The organism is Aliiruegeria lutimaris (assembly GCF_900099935.1).
GTDB classification, from domain to species: domain Bacteria; phylum Pseudomonadota; class Alphaproteobacteria; order Rhodobacterales; family Rhodobacteraceae; genus Tropicimonas; species Tropicimonas lutimaris.
Map to the genome: position 1 here is coordinate 1 of NZ_FNEK01000021.1, position 13,345 is coordinate 13,345.

The following is a 13,345-nucleotide window of genomic DNA, read 5'->3' on the forward strand; positions in this document are numbered from 1 at the left end:
AGAGATGCAAGACGCTTGATGTGATGATGCGAAATGAAGTCAACCAAAAGTAAGGACACTCCGTCGAACGGCATGGCCCTCGAGGTCGTTAAGCCGATTGGAACCTTACTTGCGGAACTCATCAAGGCCAGTGGCAACCGCCACACTAACAGGCCGGACACACGACTGTACTGACAGACCATCGCGACCACAGAAATCTCTTGCAATGCAGGAGCCATCCACACATGCCGTTCACGCTCTGTGAGCGCTTCGCAGGTGCAGCATCACCCCCTGAACCGAAAGCAGCCATTCATGTTCGACGCAGAGAACGGCGGCAGGGAGCCCCATGCCGGCATTTTCCGAGAGCAGCATTGGTCGACAAGGGCGGTCTTCAGGCTTTCGGTGCGCGACGCTCCGATGGCCGAGATGGCTACATACCTGCCGTTCAGAATTGCGGATCTAATAAGTTACTGCCGACTGGTCTGCTTCGAGTCGACGGGGCAGTGGCCGACTTTGCCATCTGTAGAAGCATCTCAGTAATCGCCCGCAATCCGGGTGCTTTGGAACAGTTGAGCCTGACATCCGCCCATTGTTCATCGTGCTTGTTCAGCTTTCCGGAAAGCGCTCGGGGAAAGCCCTGTTGCATCCTTGAAGGCGCGCCGGAAACTTCTTGGATCCGTATATCCCAACACCTTGCCAATCTCCGCGAGTGACATGTCCGTTTCAGATAGGAGTGATCGTGCCTGATCCGACACGACCCGCGCCCGGACCTGGCGAAAGGTCGTTCCCTCGTCCTTCAAGGCGCGTTGGAGGGACCTCGGTCCGATGGCAAGCAACCGGGCGATGGTGCGCTCATCCGTCTGGCCGCTTGCGGATGTGATGGTCAGCATCTGAACCACGGCATCTTCCATGGTTTGTGCAGGCGCGATGTCCATCAGGAGGCCCAACTCGCCGAGGGACATGGTTCTTTCGGGCTGCGGTGGGCCGGGATTGCGCGCCGCGAGGTCCGTCAGGCGAATGGCGATGCCGGGCACCAGTGCACCTGCACGGATCTTGGTCCCCAAGAGATCTTCAAGGACAGCGAGTTCGCGGGCATTGGTTTCCGGCACTTCGACCCAATCCGGCGTCCAATCGGAGCCCAGGAAATGGCGAGCAACGTGCCCGATGACAAACAGCGCGCCTTCGTCAAGGTGATGATGCCCGACCACCGACAGGCCCTTGGAATCACGTCCGACGACCAGATGCGTTTCGGTCTCTCGCAGGGTGATCGCCGAGCCTGGATGCGTAAACAACAAGGCCCGCCGCCCGCGATCAAACGCTGTTGCCAGATCGGGCGCGCCCAATACGAAATGGGCATACGCGCCATAGGCCGAATACTCGTAGGCCTGCCCGATCCGCGCACCGAGGTGGCGGTCGCCAATTGCCCGTGCGACCGAGTCGATAGCGACGGCTTCAGAAGCGTAGGGGATGAAACCGGGCATACCGTCGAGCATCGTACGATCTAGACCCGCCGATTTAAGCGCCCTGTCCACGATCAACCGTCCCGCGAACCGATCAAGCAGGTCAACGACGTGAGCGAGTTCGACCAGGTTCACCAGATTACCATGCATGGGATCACATTGTCGCAAAATGTCCGGTTATGCAATGCTAACGTTTTGACAAGGCTAAATGACGGAATGGCCCCATACGCAAAAAAGATCTCGAAGGAAGCCCCGCAGATGAAGACCACCCCTTGCCGTGCGACACTTGTTATGTGCGGCCTGTGCCTTCCCGCAGCGACCATTGCGCAGGACGCCGCCGACCTCGCACAAGAACTGGCGAACCCACTCGCGGCCATCATCTCCGTGCCGTTCCAGCTGAACTATGACGACAATCTCGGTCTGACGAATGAAGGCAACCGGACGACGTTGAACCTGCAGCCGATCATCCCCTTCGCGCTCGACAACGGCGCCACCATCATCACGCGCACGATCATCCCCTATGTCTGGCAGGAGGACGTGATCCCCGGCACCTCCCAGAGCGGCTTCGGCGATGTTCTGGCGAGCGCGTGGTATTCCCGGACCACCGAGACGAACCTGACATGGGGTGTTGGTCCGGTGGTCCGCTTTCCAACCTATTCCGATGTCTCCAGCAAGACATGGGCCGCTGGCGTCACCGGCATTGTGTTGCAGCAGACCGGCCCATGGACGTTCGGCATGCTGGCCAATCACCTGTGGGATCTCGAGAACGATCCGAAAACTCCCACCAATGCCAGTTTCGTCCAGCCCTTCGTGGCCTATTCAACCGAAGGCGCGTGGACGTATTCGCTTCAGAGCGAAAGCACCTACGACTGGCAAACGGAAAGCTGGTCGGTGCCGCTGAACGCCTCGGTGTCGAAGCTGGCGGTCATCGGCGGCAAGCCGGTCAACTTCCAGCTCGGCGTCGGCAACTGGCTGGAGAGCCCCGAAGGTGGGCCGGAGGATTGGCGGTTTCGCCTGCAGGTTCAATTCGTGTTCCCGAAAGGGTGATCGGACACCTGTCGCACTCCGGTTCGCTGGTACGGGACCGAGGAAGAAAGAGACGCTCGAAACGGCGATCGCTGCCGTTTTCAGGCGTTGGATTACCACCAGACGTCGGCGCCATCTGGCGCCTGTCGCCAACGAACAGGAATGGAGGTTCCACATGCTCATCAGACAAACGGCACTCACGGTTTCACTCGCATTGGCAGTGGCGTTCGGCCTCGCAATGTCCTCGCCCGCAGTGGCGAACAAACAGCTCCAGAACGCAGTGGGGGGCGCGGTTGTGGGTGCAGGCGTCGGCTACCTCGTAGGTGGCAACAAGGGAGCGACCGGCGGCGCTGTTGTCGGTGCGATCGCTGGCGCGAGAAAATGACAGATTTCTGAAGGCGTACCAGTGATGGACTCGGAAAAGACAAGGAATCCCAGAATGACACAACGTTTCAAAAGCAGCGCTGCCGTGGCGGTTTGCCTGTTCACCCTCGGCGGCACGGTGCAAGCCGACGAGATCATGGACCAGGCTATCGCTTCGGCCCAGCCATATATGCACCACAGTTGCGGAAGCGTTCTCGATACATTTGGCGATGACGAGGATCAGGTGGCGGAGATCGTGCGGCTGATGGCCATGGTGTCTCTCTTCAATCGCCAGATCGATGTCATGGCGGAGGTTCCGGAGGAACAGGACCGTGCGCGCCTCAAGGACGAGTTTGTCGAGGAACTGGAAGACGCGTGCGATGACGATCCGGGCATGTTGCTGGCCGGGGCCGTCGATCTCGCCGTCAGAGAGACCTTCCGGGCGTTCGACTGACTTGAAGCGACATGTCCAAACACCGCTTTATGGAGAGGAAAATGACCTATTGCCGGATTGCGCCACTCTCACTCGCATTGGTTGGAGGGGTCTTCATCGGGAGTGTCGCCAATGCTCAATTCGCGGGCGACACTCTTGATGCCTTGATCGAAGCCCGGGAAATCCCGGTGATGATCGGCAATTTCACCCGCGCCGCGACCGATATCGAACTGGCCAAATACGTGTCTCTCGCCGGTGGCGTGAACCGTTTCTTCCACTTCCGCGACCCGGGGGACGTGGACAACCAGCCGACGATCCGCATGAATTTCGACACGCTCTACAGCACGGCGGTCGTCGATATCAGCGAAGGCGCGACGCTCACGCTGCCCGAGGTGGGCGAGCGGTACATGTCCGCGATGATCGTCAATCAGGACCATTATATCAACGATGTGTTCCACGGCGGGGGCAGCTACACACTCGACACAGAGAGTTTTGATACGCCGTATGTCATTGTTTTCATGCGCACGCTTGTGGATGCATCCGACCCTGACGATGCAACTGCCGTACATGCGCTTCAGGATCAGATGACAATCGAAGCCGCGTCGTCGCAGCCATTCATCCTGCCGGATTATGACGAAGAGAGCTACGAGGCGTTGGTCGCGGGTCTGAACGCGCTACTGCCATTCCTGGCCGACAGCTCGGGCGCCTTTGGTCCGAAGGGCGAGGTCGACCCGATAAACCACCTGCTCAACACCGCCATCGGTTGGGGCGGCCTGCCCGCACGCGAGGCGTTCTATGTTGGCGCCGATCCGGGGCTGCCCGTGGGCGAATACAAAATCGACGTTCCCGCGGATGTGCCTGTGGAAGCGTTCTGGTCAGTCAGCCTCTACAACGACCGCGGCTTTTTCGAGAAGAATGACCGAAACGCCTACAACGTGAACTCGGTCATGGGGACGCAGAACGACGACGGCTCGATGACGGTTCATCTTGGCGGCTGCGAAGACGATCGCGTGAATTGCCTGCCGCTGGTGGAGGGGTGGAATTACGTCGTCCGGATGTATCGGCCCGAGCCGGAAGCCATTGATGGAAGCTGGACCTTCCCCGGCGTTGTTCCCGCGAACTGATGGAAATGGAAATGGAAATGGAAATGAAATCGAAACTGATACTGACGCTCGCGCTCTGCGCACCGACGCTGGCGTTTGCCGAAGAGGTCACGGTCGAGACCTTCGTGCGCGCTGAAACCGATCACATGATCCGCTCGCAGATGGAGATGTACGGGATAGGTTTTGGCAAATTTGCCCATGTGCGCGACCCCATCACCCCGGACAATCAGGCCGTCATCCGAATGAACCAGGACACGCTGTATTCGGGCCTGATGCTGGATCTGTCGGAGCCTGCGGAAATCACCCTGCCCGACGCGGACGGGCGCTATCAATCGATGCTCGTGATCAATCAGGATCACTACCTGTTTGCCGAGGCCAAGCCCGGGACCTACACGCTGACCGAGGATGAGGTCGGTACCCGCTTTGCCTTCGTGGCGTTCCGCACCTTTGCCGACGTCGGCAACCCGGACGACATCGCAGAGGCTCATGCCGCGCAGGACGCGATACAGGTGAGCGGTGGCGGCTCCGGGCCATTCGAGGCCCCTGACTGGGATCTGGAAAGCCTCGGCGTGGCCCGCAAGGCGCTGAGCGATATCGCTGTGCTTGGCTTTGACGCAAGATACGCGTTTGGCACGAGGGAGCAGACCCGCCCGATCGACCACCTCGTCGGTGCCGCTGCGGGGTGGGGTGGGCTGCCGCGCACCGCCGCGTCCTATGTTGTCGACGGCGTGGAGGCCAATGACGGTGAGACCCCGCATGCGGTCACGGTCAAGGACGTGCCGGTGGATGCGTTCTGGTCCGTCACCGTTTACAATGCCGATGGCTACCTGGAACCGAACGATCTTGGCGTGAACAGCTACAACAATGTGAGCGCCACACCAAATGATGACGGTTCCTACACGCTGCATTTCGGCAGCTGCGAGGATGGCCGGATCAACTGCATCCCAATCACGCCCGGCTGGAACCATTCCATCCGCCTCTATGAGCCCCGCGCGGAAATCCTCGACGGCAGCTGGACCTTTCCGGCGTTCGAGCAGGTCAACTGAACCCGGTTGATCCTCGGCGCGCCCCAAACTTGGAGTGGGACCACGCAGACGGTCGCACTTCCGGTTTTGCTCTATCATGGCCGTTCGATAAAGCCCAATGAATGGCCGCTGAGGGTGGGACGTTGCTGTGCGGCGAAAGAAACTGAACGACCGATTTGTCCGCTGAGTCGCCCTTGATGTGTGGCGCGGCGAACGTCCGCTCCTTGATTGCCGTGCTGGATACCAGGCGACCGCGCCGGGGATCTCTGCACTGCCGAGAATGACCGCTCAGTCGGCAAACTAACCTTTCGATCCTGGTCGGCGGCGACCGGACCTCCAGCGCCAACGCGAACGGCAGTGAACTGCGCAGTGCGGCCATTGGAGACACCCCGGCAATGGCTGCTTTGAAGGCCGTTATGTCCTTCAATCTATCCCGTCCTTTCGAGGGATGGTATCTTGTGGGCTTCGAGCAGTGCATCTCTGTCGCCCTGCTCCCCGACCTGAGCGAATGCGCTGTCGTCCTCAGCGAAGCGTTCAGGATGGCAGACCCTTCGAGATACACCCCAGCCAATTCATTCTGTTCAGAAGCAGCGCATCCTTAGGATCACGCCGTAAACGAGATTGGGTTCTAAGGGCTGAGATTGTTGATCAAAGTCTGGCGGAGTTATTCACTGTCGCTATCTCCAGTGCCAACAATATCTGAGTACGTGCAGTTCAACTTTTCGCATAGCCGCGGCAACTCTTCTGCGTAAAGCCGCTGACGTCCGAGTTCGATCTGATTGATCCTATGTGAACCTTTGTGACCAAGAAATGCTGCCAGTTCACACTGCGTGAGCGCCAGTTCTTTACGCCGACTTCTCAGTCGAACGCCGATTTCACGTCTTGCTTTGAACAGTTCTTGATCATCCATTCATATAAGAATGTTTGAAACTGACGTTTGGTCAAGATCAAATTTTGCACAAGTCTAACCCATAGTCTCAAGCAGGGTCCAGAGCAGGTAACTGCGCATTGCCGTCACTCACTGGATCTGAAAAACTTGCAGGTGCGGAAACCTTTGGTTTCGGGCGGCATCCCCATTCCGGACGTTTGCGCAAGGACGCGTAGAACGACGTTAGTGGACCATACGCGGGCTCTGTGCTGGGATCTTTGCCCCGATGGATGTTTTCAGTGGTAGACAGGATCTGTTTCAGCTTTGTACGTGCTCGTTGAATCGCGTAATGGGGCGATAGTTCGGCGGAGGGAAGGCATGACAAGGTCACTCGGGATATTTGCTTTGGCTATTTTGGCGCTGCAGGCACCTGAAGCCGCTTCGGGCCAGTCCGCATGTAACGTTGATGCGCTTCCCATGATTCCGGATGTCGACTATCTCGGTGTACGGCCCGCCGAGGAACCCGTTTCGCACTGCTCCGTCGAGGGCGTTATCGGGGGCAAGATCCATTTCGAGCTTCTGCTACCAGAAGATTGGAACGGCAAATTCGTCATGGGTGGTGGAGGCGGGTTTGTTGGATCGGTTATGAACACGTCTCTCATGTTTGGCTCGCTCCAGTCTGGCTATGCGACGGTGGGTACCGATACTGGACATCAGGGTCACCCGGCAGACGCCGGTTGGGCTCGCAACGACTTGGAGGCGCTGGTCAATTTCGGACATTTGGCAGTCCATCGAACTGCGGTCACGGCCAAGGCCCTTACAAACGAATATTATGGGCAGGAGATTTCCCGCAGTTACTTCACGGGGTGCTCCCGGGGCGGTGGCCAAGCGATTATGTCAGCTCTGCGCTATCCCGAAGATTTCGACGCAGTCGCCGCAGGAGCTTATGCCGTTGACTGGACTGGTATCGCGGTGCAGGCAACCCAGATCAATCAGGCAATGTACCCCGACCCGAACGATATCGAGCAGGCGGTCGTTGGGCCGGAAGCACAAGCGTTGGTCGAGACTTCCTATCTGGCGGCCTGTGATGCGCTCGATGGGCTTGAGGACAGCATCCTCAACGATCCTCGGACCTGCACATTCGACGTGGGAAGCCTGCAATGCGAAGCAGGCGAGACCGAGAACTGCCTGAGCACCGAGGAAGTCGCTGCAATCAAGGTTGTCTACGACGGCCCGAAGGATGCTGACGGTAACAGCCTGTATTACGGTTTCCCATTCGGTGGAGAAACCGCCGAGGGTGGCTGGAGCCGCTGGTTGACGGGTGGGATGAAGTACCAGGACGACGACGCCAGCTTCCAGGAAGGCGTCGGATCGGGCGGTTTCGAGGAACCGGTTTCTCCAAGCGCCTTCTTCAGCTTCGGCAATGGGATAATGCAGAACTTCGTCTATCACGATCCCGACTGGACGTATGATAACTTCGAGTTCAGCACGTACGAAGAGGATGCGTCAGCGGCCGCGGAGACTTTGAACGCAACAAACCCCGACCTGTCGGCGTATCGCAAACGTGGCGGGAAGATGCTGTTGTATTCCGGTTGGTCGGATAACGCGCAATCCGGGTTGGCGATGGTCGGATACTACGAAGACGTCCTCGATCATGATCCAAGTGCGCGCGATGATATCCGCCTGTTCATGATGCCCGGAGTCGAACATTGCTTTGGTGGTCCCGGTCCATCATGGGTGAATTTCCTGGCCGAGATTGATGCATGGGCTGAAAAAGGTGATGCCCCCGACCAGATTACCGCGTATTGGCTTGATGAGCAGGCCCAACCTGTCGGAGGACGGCCCGTTTGTGCCTATCCGCAGGTTGCCAAGTATGACGGACAAGGTGACCCCAGAGACCCTTCGAGCTTTTCATGTCGTCCTGATAACTGACATTTTCCGGGTCGTGTCGAATGGCGGTGTCGACCCGCAAATTGCTCCAGAATGAACCGTTGCGAATGTCCGGTTCTCATCCGCCGTTTCGATTACCCGGCGTGAAGCGGCGAGCATTCGCGTTTGCAGCGAACTTCCGGAAAGTCGGCAAACCTGCCACGGCCAGGAATATGCGACAAGGTGAATCCGCGACGCTTGTCTGCTCCATCACCTTCCCCCTTGCAGGGAGTGGTCATTATTAGTGTTCCGTTCCAGAACCGTGCCGCCTCCCGTTTTCGCCCCTGACGGGTTCCACTTCGGAACCATCCCGCCCGCTTGGGTTCTGAAATGGCACCACAGCACCGCCTCTCTGTTCCGTTTCAGAACCGCGTTCTGCATTTTCAGGACGCCAACCGCGCCAGTCATGCGTCGGTGACTGCCGCCCTTTCACCGCCTGCACCGGCTTGGTCGTCAGCCGCCATTCATGGGCCTGCCGGTGATACCAGTTGCCCTCGCGCACCAGCACGACGAAGCCCTTCTCCTGCAAATCCTGAAACGCCCGCTGCACCGTCGCCTTGCCCATGCCCAGCGCCGCCGCTGCCTCTGCATAGGACAGGCGCAGCTTGCCGTTGTTGCTGCCGTTGAAGCGCGTGTGAAGTTCCAGGAAGACCTTCACCGCCGCGCCGGACAAGTGCCGCCACGCATCGCTTTTCAACACCGCGTAGGGGAGGGGGGCATATTGCCCCTCCTCCGTTTTCTTGCTGCCCCGTTTAGCCATGCGCACATCCCGCGCCGCTATTGCCGGTGCCGGGGATATCCTGGCGCAGCGCGGCCAGTTCTTCCACCAAACGCCGCGCCGATGGCGGGAAGTCCAACTCGGTCGGGTCGCAGGTCGGGTTCAGGCGATAGTGCCCGATGCGCTCCGGCCCGCAAAACTCGGTCACGATGGGCCAGCCGTAAATGACCCGCAGCGTGTGGACGATGGCCCCGAGACGCCAGCCCCGAACGCCCATGATGACGTCCATATGGTTGAGCGTCTTGCCCAGCGCCAGCGCGCGGCAGGCGAAATAGACCTGGGTCGGGTTGCTGTACCAAGGGTCATTCATGGCGCACCCTCCCCATCTGGATCTGCAACGGCTGTATCGAATTGCTCGAACGGTCCCAGTAGAAACGGGCCTGCGCGGGGCTTGCGTGAACGGTGCCGCATGTGGCATCAACTGGACTTGCTACGGTGGCAGTTGATGTCACACGAAAAGCCCCGGCCCCGCGTGCGGAGTTGGGGTTTTTCATTAAGCGGCCTCCCCGTTCGGGTCGATGCGCTGGGCGTTGAGATAGGCGTTCAGGTCAGAGCCGTGATACCCGATGCGCCGCCCGATGCGGAGGAAGGCCGGGCCACGGTTGCGGTGCCGCCACTGGGCCAGCTTTTCCGTGCTGCCCAGCACGCGCATTTCCGGGTCGTCGGGGAAGAAGATGCGGTCGGAGTCGAAGATGTCTGCCATCGATAGGTCCTCTTGGGTTTGCTTCGATGGCTCTGAATAATATGCATTTTTCTGCGGCGGTCACCAGCCGATTTCTCGCGCCTAAGCGATTTGCGAAATCCAGAAAACGCTTAAGCGTTTTTTCGGAAGACCTTGAAATAACGAGATTTGAACGGCTCCTCCGACCTTATGAAAGTGCCATAGTCTTCTTTGGTCTTCTTTGACTTGGGCATTGGCAGCTTCGCGTCAGCGTTTGCATAGGCTTGATCGAAAATGACTTGCTCTGAAACCCGCCCAACCAAGTCCTCCAGCGCTTCAATCTCTTCGATTAGACGACTCAGATTCTTCAGTCGCTTGCCGGAGGACGACTTCTTTCCGCCCTCGCCGGCCTTCTTGCGCGTGTTGGCCGCCGCCTGCGCCAAACTTTCAGTGCCATGGTAAATTGCCTCCAACATGCGCACAAAGTACCCAACAGTGTATTTGTCATCAGTGCAGAACTCAAAAAAACTCACCTGTGCGGCCAAATAGGCAAGTGACGATTTCGGAAAGTGATGAACGCAGTATTCGAACTCAGCAGCAGCGGTCCAGTTTTCACCGAAAGTCTCCCGCATCCAAATGACACTTTCCTCGCCCAACCATTCGATCACATGTTCACAGATGTTGTAGCGTTCATCAATGACCCCCGCATTTTTGAGACTCTCATAAACCATTGGCCAGTAGTCGTCGTCGCCGGCGGACATTAGAAGGGATACGGCTTCCGCTCCCAGGTCTTTAAACCGAGATGGAATATTAAATCTTTCAAGATTCGCGCGCATGTCGTCTGTGAGCAACTCGGTGTGTGGAAGGCTTTCTTCCGTATTATCAGCGGCCTGGGCCTCCGCGAGCCATGCCGCCCTTCCGGCTTCCGCTGCTTCGCGGCTAGTGTAGAACATGCTTGATGTACTTGTGGTATCGAGGCCAGTCTGCAAGCGTGCTGTCACCACCCAATAGCCATCGCCATCGGACACTCTTTGCTCTTCAGGGAGGTTCTCATTGAACGATTCAGCGCTTGGACCTAAGCCTTCTCCAAAAGTCCCATTCCAAATCTGGACATCGACAACTTTGGACAGTCGGTTGGGTTTCGTCCATCTGTTTTCAGTCATCTCCGGCCCCATCAACTCCACTAACGAGAGCACACCAGCTCACCATCAGTTCCCGCCGCCGCTCAAGCAAATCCGACCTAGCGTAAGCCCGCTCCACATCAGACCCGAATTGATGCGCCAGCGCCGCCTCCGCCACTTCGCGCGGCGCACCCGCTTCCTCTGCCGCCCAGTCGCGGAAGGTGCTGCGGAACCCGTGCACGGTGAATTGCCCGCGCCCCATGCGCCGCAGGAGCATCAGCATCGACATGTTGGACAAGGGCCGGTGCCGTTTCTGCCCCTCGAAGACATAGGTGGAGGCGAGCGGCTTCACCGCCTCCAGGATGCGGAGCATTTCGTCGGTTAGCGGAACCCGGTGCTGCACCCCGCCCTTCATCCGCGCCGCCGGGATCGTCCAGAGCCGCGCGTCGGTGTCCACTTCATCCCAAGTCATGCCCAGCACCTCGGACGTGCGACAGGCGGTCAGGATGGCGAATTGCAGCGCCTTCGCCGCCGTCGCGCTGCGCCCTTCCAACTCCGCGTAGAAGGTTGGCAGGTCGCGCCACGGCATCGCCTCGTGATGTTCCACCTTGGCCTTCACCTTGGGTAGCACCCCGGCTTCCTTCACCGCCGTCACCGGGTTCTCCCCATCGCGGAACCCGCGTGACCGCGCCACGTCCAGCACCGTCTTGAGCCGCTGGGCCAGCCGCCGCGCGGTTTCATGCTTCTCCGTCCAGATGGGAGACAGGCACATCAGCACCTCCGGTTGCCCGATGGAATCCACCGGCATCCGGCCAATCTTGGGGAAGGCGTAGTCGCGCAGGGTGTTCAGCCATTGCTGCCCGTGCTTGGGGTTCTTCCAGGTCGGCAGGCGGTCGATATGGACTTGCCGGGACAGTTCCTCGAAGGTCGGCACCTCGCGCGTGGCGTTGAAACGCGGGTTCAGGCCTGACTTCGCCATGCGCCGATATTCCAGCGCCCGCTCCCGCGCTTGGTTGAGCGTGACGACATCGGCCCCGCCCAGCCCGAAATCGGTGCGCAGCGGCGCGCCCTTGGCGTTCTTCTGGCCCTTGACCGTGACCCGAACAATCCAGCGCCGCGCGCCGGACGGGTCCACCACCAGATACAGCCCCGCGCCATCGCCATGACGCCCCGGCCCCAGATTCTCCACCAGCTTCTTGGTCAGCTTGCCGTCGAGCACAGGCATCCGTACCACCATTCATACCACACAGCGAAAGCGTACAGGCGGAAATGAATGAAAGCCAGCGAAACCTTGGAGGGAAGAAAACTCTATTCCCGATAGGCGCTTAGGTCACTCTGCGCCATCCAGCGAAATCGAAAAAAAGGTGTGGGTGGCGGAGACGAAGGGATTCGAACCCTCGAGACGGTTTCCCGCCTACTCCCTTAGCAGGGGAGCGCCTTCGACCACTCGGCCACGTCTCCGTCGACCCGTTTATCTAGGCAGCATCAGAGAGACAAGGGCTTTTTGCCGGGCGCAGGCGCGATCAGCATTGCTCCATGTTTTCATTTGTCTTTTTGGAAATTGCCAGAACTTTGCCTCATATCGGCACAAAATCAGCACAGCATGTTCTAGGTGTTCTGGTCCCGACTTGTGGCAGTCCATGTCCAAACAGTTGCGCCGAGCATGGCGCGAAAAGTGCACCCAGCCGGGATACAGATGCCATTGCGGTAAATCCGCCTGAAGCACTTCACACATTCAATCCGACTCGCGAAAGCCAGTTCGAATTCGCCTTACACCAGAGCGGACAATGTCTTATTGCTGCACTCGCGTGATCGGTGCCGCGGTTTTCGCGTAGCTTCTGGCGATCAGGTTGCCGTATTCGAACGACTCGAAGGAGAACGGATACCACGGCCCGTTCAGCCCTTTCGTCGTAGACCACATCATGCCCTTCGCATCCCTCCGAAACCGCGTGCAAGTCTTCTGAGAGCCGGAATTAGCGACATCGAAGTCCTGGTTCCAATACCAATTGCCTTCATAGCAGACGCGGCTGGCGGTGGTGACATACCATGTCCCGGATCCAACACTTTTCTCCGAAATGTTGACCGCGCGCCAAGTTCCGTCCGGAGCCCAGAATTTCCCTGAACCACGCCCCCAGTCCTCGGTGTGGTTTGCAAATAGCCTGAACAGTTCCTCCGGAGCGGGAGCTACGGCGTCCGGCGGGATCGGCGGCCCCGGGAAACCATCACTTCGAACAACCGTGGGAACGACCAAAGCAGCGAGGATGAACGAAGCCAACATGAGCTTCGTCGTATGAAAAGCACTTACTTCCGTTAAGGAACCGACGTCTACACCACCAGGTGCACGAATTCGGTGTTGACGGCTTTCTTGAATATCCAGCATTTCTTTGCCTCTCAATGGCCGGCTGCCTTCGGCGCAAAACCATTGGCCCGATGCCAAAGATCCGACACCAACTATTCAATGAGTATATCAAACTCCCAGCTTGCATGCCTTGTCGTAAATCAATGAAAAAATGAGCGAAAAAGGTTAATACTCCCGATCAGGCACTGGAATCGGGGCAAGTCGGGGAGGAGGGTGACCCAAGAGAATTTTGGCTTGGTG

The 13,345-nt window shown here is 58.6% G+C and carries 15 protein-coding genes and 1 tRNA gene; 6 read left to right on the plus strand and 10 right to left on the minus strand.

Going from position 1 to position 13,345, the window contains the following annotated elements; all coding sequences use genetic code 11:
- Window positions 1–218: hypothetical protein (locus BLR85_RS29515; protein WP_212635073.1), on the minus strand; the 218-nt coding region annotated here is incomplete at its 3' end.
- Between the two features lie 354 nt (window positions 219–572).
- Complete coding sequence (locus BLR85_RS11530; RefSeq protein ID WP_093155723.1) at window positions 573–1,589, minus strand: helix-turn-helix domain-containing protein; 1,017 nt, start codon at window positions 1,587–1,589, stop codon at window positions 573–575.
- A 108-nt stretch (window positions 1,590–1,697) separates the two neighbouring features.
- On the opposite strand from BLR85_RS11530, the gene BLR85_RS11535 reads away from it, so the two are divergent.
- The 5 genes from BLR85_RS11535 to BLR85_RS11555 all read left to right on the plus strand — a co-directional run bounded on the left by BLR85_RS11535 (window position 1,698) and on the right by BLR85_RS11555 (window position 5,410).
- Window positions 1,698–2,486, plus strand: coding sequence for a transporter family protein (locus BLR85_RS11535; protein ID WP_139188371.1), 789 nt, complete (start codon window positions 1,698–1,700; stop codon window positions 2,484–2,486).
- 154 nt (window positions 2,487–2,640) lie between these two features.
- Window positions 2,641–2,850 carry a hypothetical protein gene (locus BLR85_RS11540; RefSeq protein ID WP_093155729.1) on the plus strand — a complete coding sequence of 70 codons (210 nt, stop codon included), beginning with the start codon at window positions 2,641–2,643 and terminating at the stop codon, window positions 2,848–2,850.
- Between the two features lie 54 nt (window positions 2,851–2,904).
- Window positions 2,905–3,282, plus strand: coding sequence for a YmgD family protein (locus BLR85_RS11545; protein WP_093155732.1), 378 nt, complete (start codon window positions 2,905–2,907; stop codon window positions 3,280–3,282).
- Window positions 3,283–3,323: 41 nt separating this feature from the next.
- Window positions 3,324–4,385 carry a DUF1214 domain-containing protein gene (locus BLR85_RS11550; protein ID WP_212635074.1) on the plus strand — a complete coding sequence of 354 codons (1,062 nt, stop codon included), beginning with the start codon at window positions 3,324–3,326 and terminating at the stop codon, window positions 4,383–4,385.
- Between the two features lie 23 nt (window positions 4,386–4,408).
- On the plus strand, window positions 4,409–5,410 hold the full coding sequence (locus BLR85_RS11555) for a DUF1254 domain-containing protein (RefSeq protein WP_093155928.1): 1,002 nt from the start codon (window positions 4,409–4,411) through the stop codon (window positions 5,408–5,410).
- Between the two features lie 643 nt (window positions 5,411–6,053).
- Here the strand turns inward: BLR85_RS11555 and BLR85_RS30465 are convergent.
- Window positions 6,054–6,299 (minus strand): helix-turn-helix domain-containing protein, encoded by a 246-nt coding sequence (locus BLR85_RS30465; RefSeq protein WP_082739308.1) that lies wholly within the window; start codon window positions 6,297–6,299, stop codon window positions 6,054–6,056.
- A 336-nt stretch (window positions 6,300–6,635) separates the two neighbouring features.
- Here BLR85_RS30465 and BLR85_RS11570 point away from each other — a divergent pair, with 336 nt between their 5' ends.
- On the plus strand, window positions 6,636–8,189 hold the full coding sequence (locus BLR85_RS11570; protein WP_093155737.1) for a tannase/feruloyl esterase family alpha/beta hydrolase: 1,554 nt from the start codon (window positions 6,636–6,638) through the stop codon (window positions 8,187–8,189).
- A gap of 238 nt (window positions 8,190–8,427) precedes the next feature.
- On the opposite strand, the gene BLR85_RS11575 is transcribed toward BLR85_RS11570, so the two are convergent.
- The 7 genes from BLR85_RS11575 to BLR85_RS11605 form a co-directional block, all read right to left on the minus strand.
- Window positions 8,428–8,946, minus strand: coding sequence for a helix-turn-helix domain-containing protein (locus BLR85_RS11575; RefSeq protein ID WP_093155740.1), 519 nt, complete (start codon window positions 8,944–8,946; stop codon window positions 8,428–8,430).
- Window positions 8,939–9,274 carry a hypothetical protein gene (locus BLR85_RS11580; RefSeq protein ID WP_093155742.1) on the minus strand — a complete coding sequence of 112 codons (336 nt, stop codon included), beginning with the start codon at window positions 9,272–9,274 and terminating at the stop codon, window positions 8,939–8,941. The genes BLR85_RS11575 and BLR85_RS11580 overlap by 8 nt, the downstream gene beginning before the upstream one ends.
- A gap of 183 nt (window positions 9,275–9,457) precedes the next feature.
- A complete protein-coding gene (locus tag BLR85_RS11585) occupies window positions 9,458–9,667 on the minus strand; it encodes a MerR family transcriptional regulator (protein ID WP_093155744.1) in 210 nt (69 codons plus the stop codon).
- Between the two features lie 110 nt (window positions 9,668–9,777).
- A complete protein-coding gene (locus tag BLR85_RS11590) occupies window positions 9,778–10,788 on the minus strand; it encodes a hypothetical protein (protein ID WP_139188373.1) in 1,011 nt (336 codons plus the stop codon).
- Window positions 10,781–11,971 (minus strand): tyrosine-type recombinase/integrase, encoded by a 1,191-nt coding sequence (locus BLR85_RS11595; protein ID WP_093155749.1) that lies wholly within the window; start codon window positions 11,969–11,971, stop codon window positions 10,781–10,783. Before BLR85_RS11595 ends, BLR85_RS11590 begins: the two co-directional genes overlap by 8 nt.
- A gap of 146 nt (window positions 11,972–12,117) precedes the next feature.
- Window positions 12,118–12,207 (minus strand) — tRNA-Ser (locus BLR85_RS11600).
- Between the two features lie 331 nt (window positions 12,208–12,538).
- On the minus strand, window positions 12,539–13,126 hold the full coding sequence (locus BLR85_RS11605; RefSeq protein ID WP_093155752.1) for a DUF995 domain-containing protein: 588 nt from the start codon (window positions 13,124–13,126) through the stop codon (window positions 12,539–12,541).
- Window positions 13,127–13,345 lie beyond the last annotated feature (219 nt).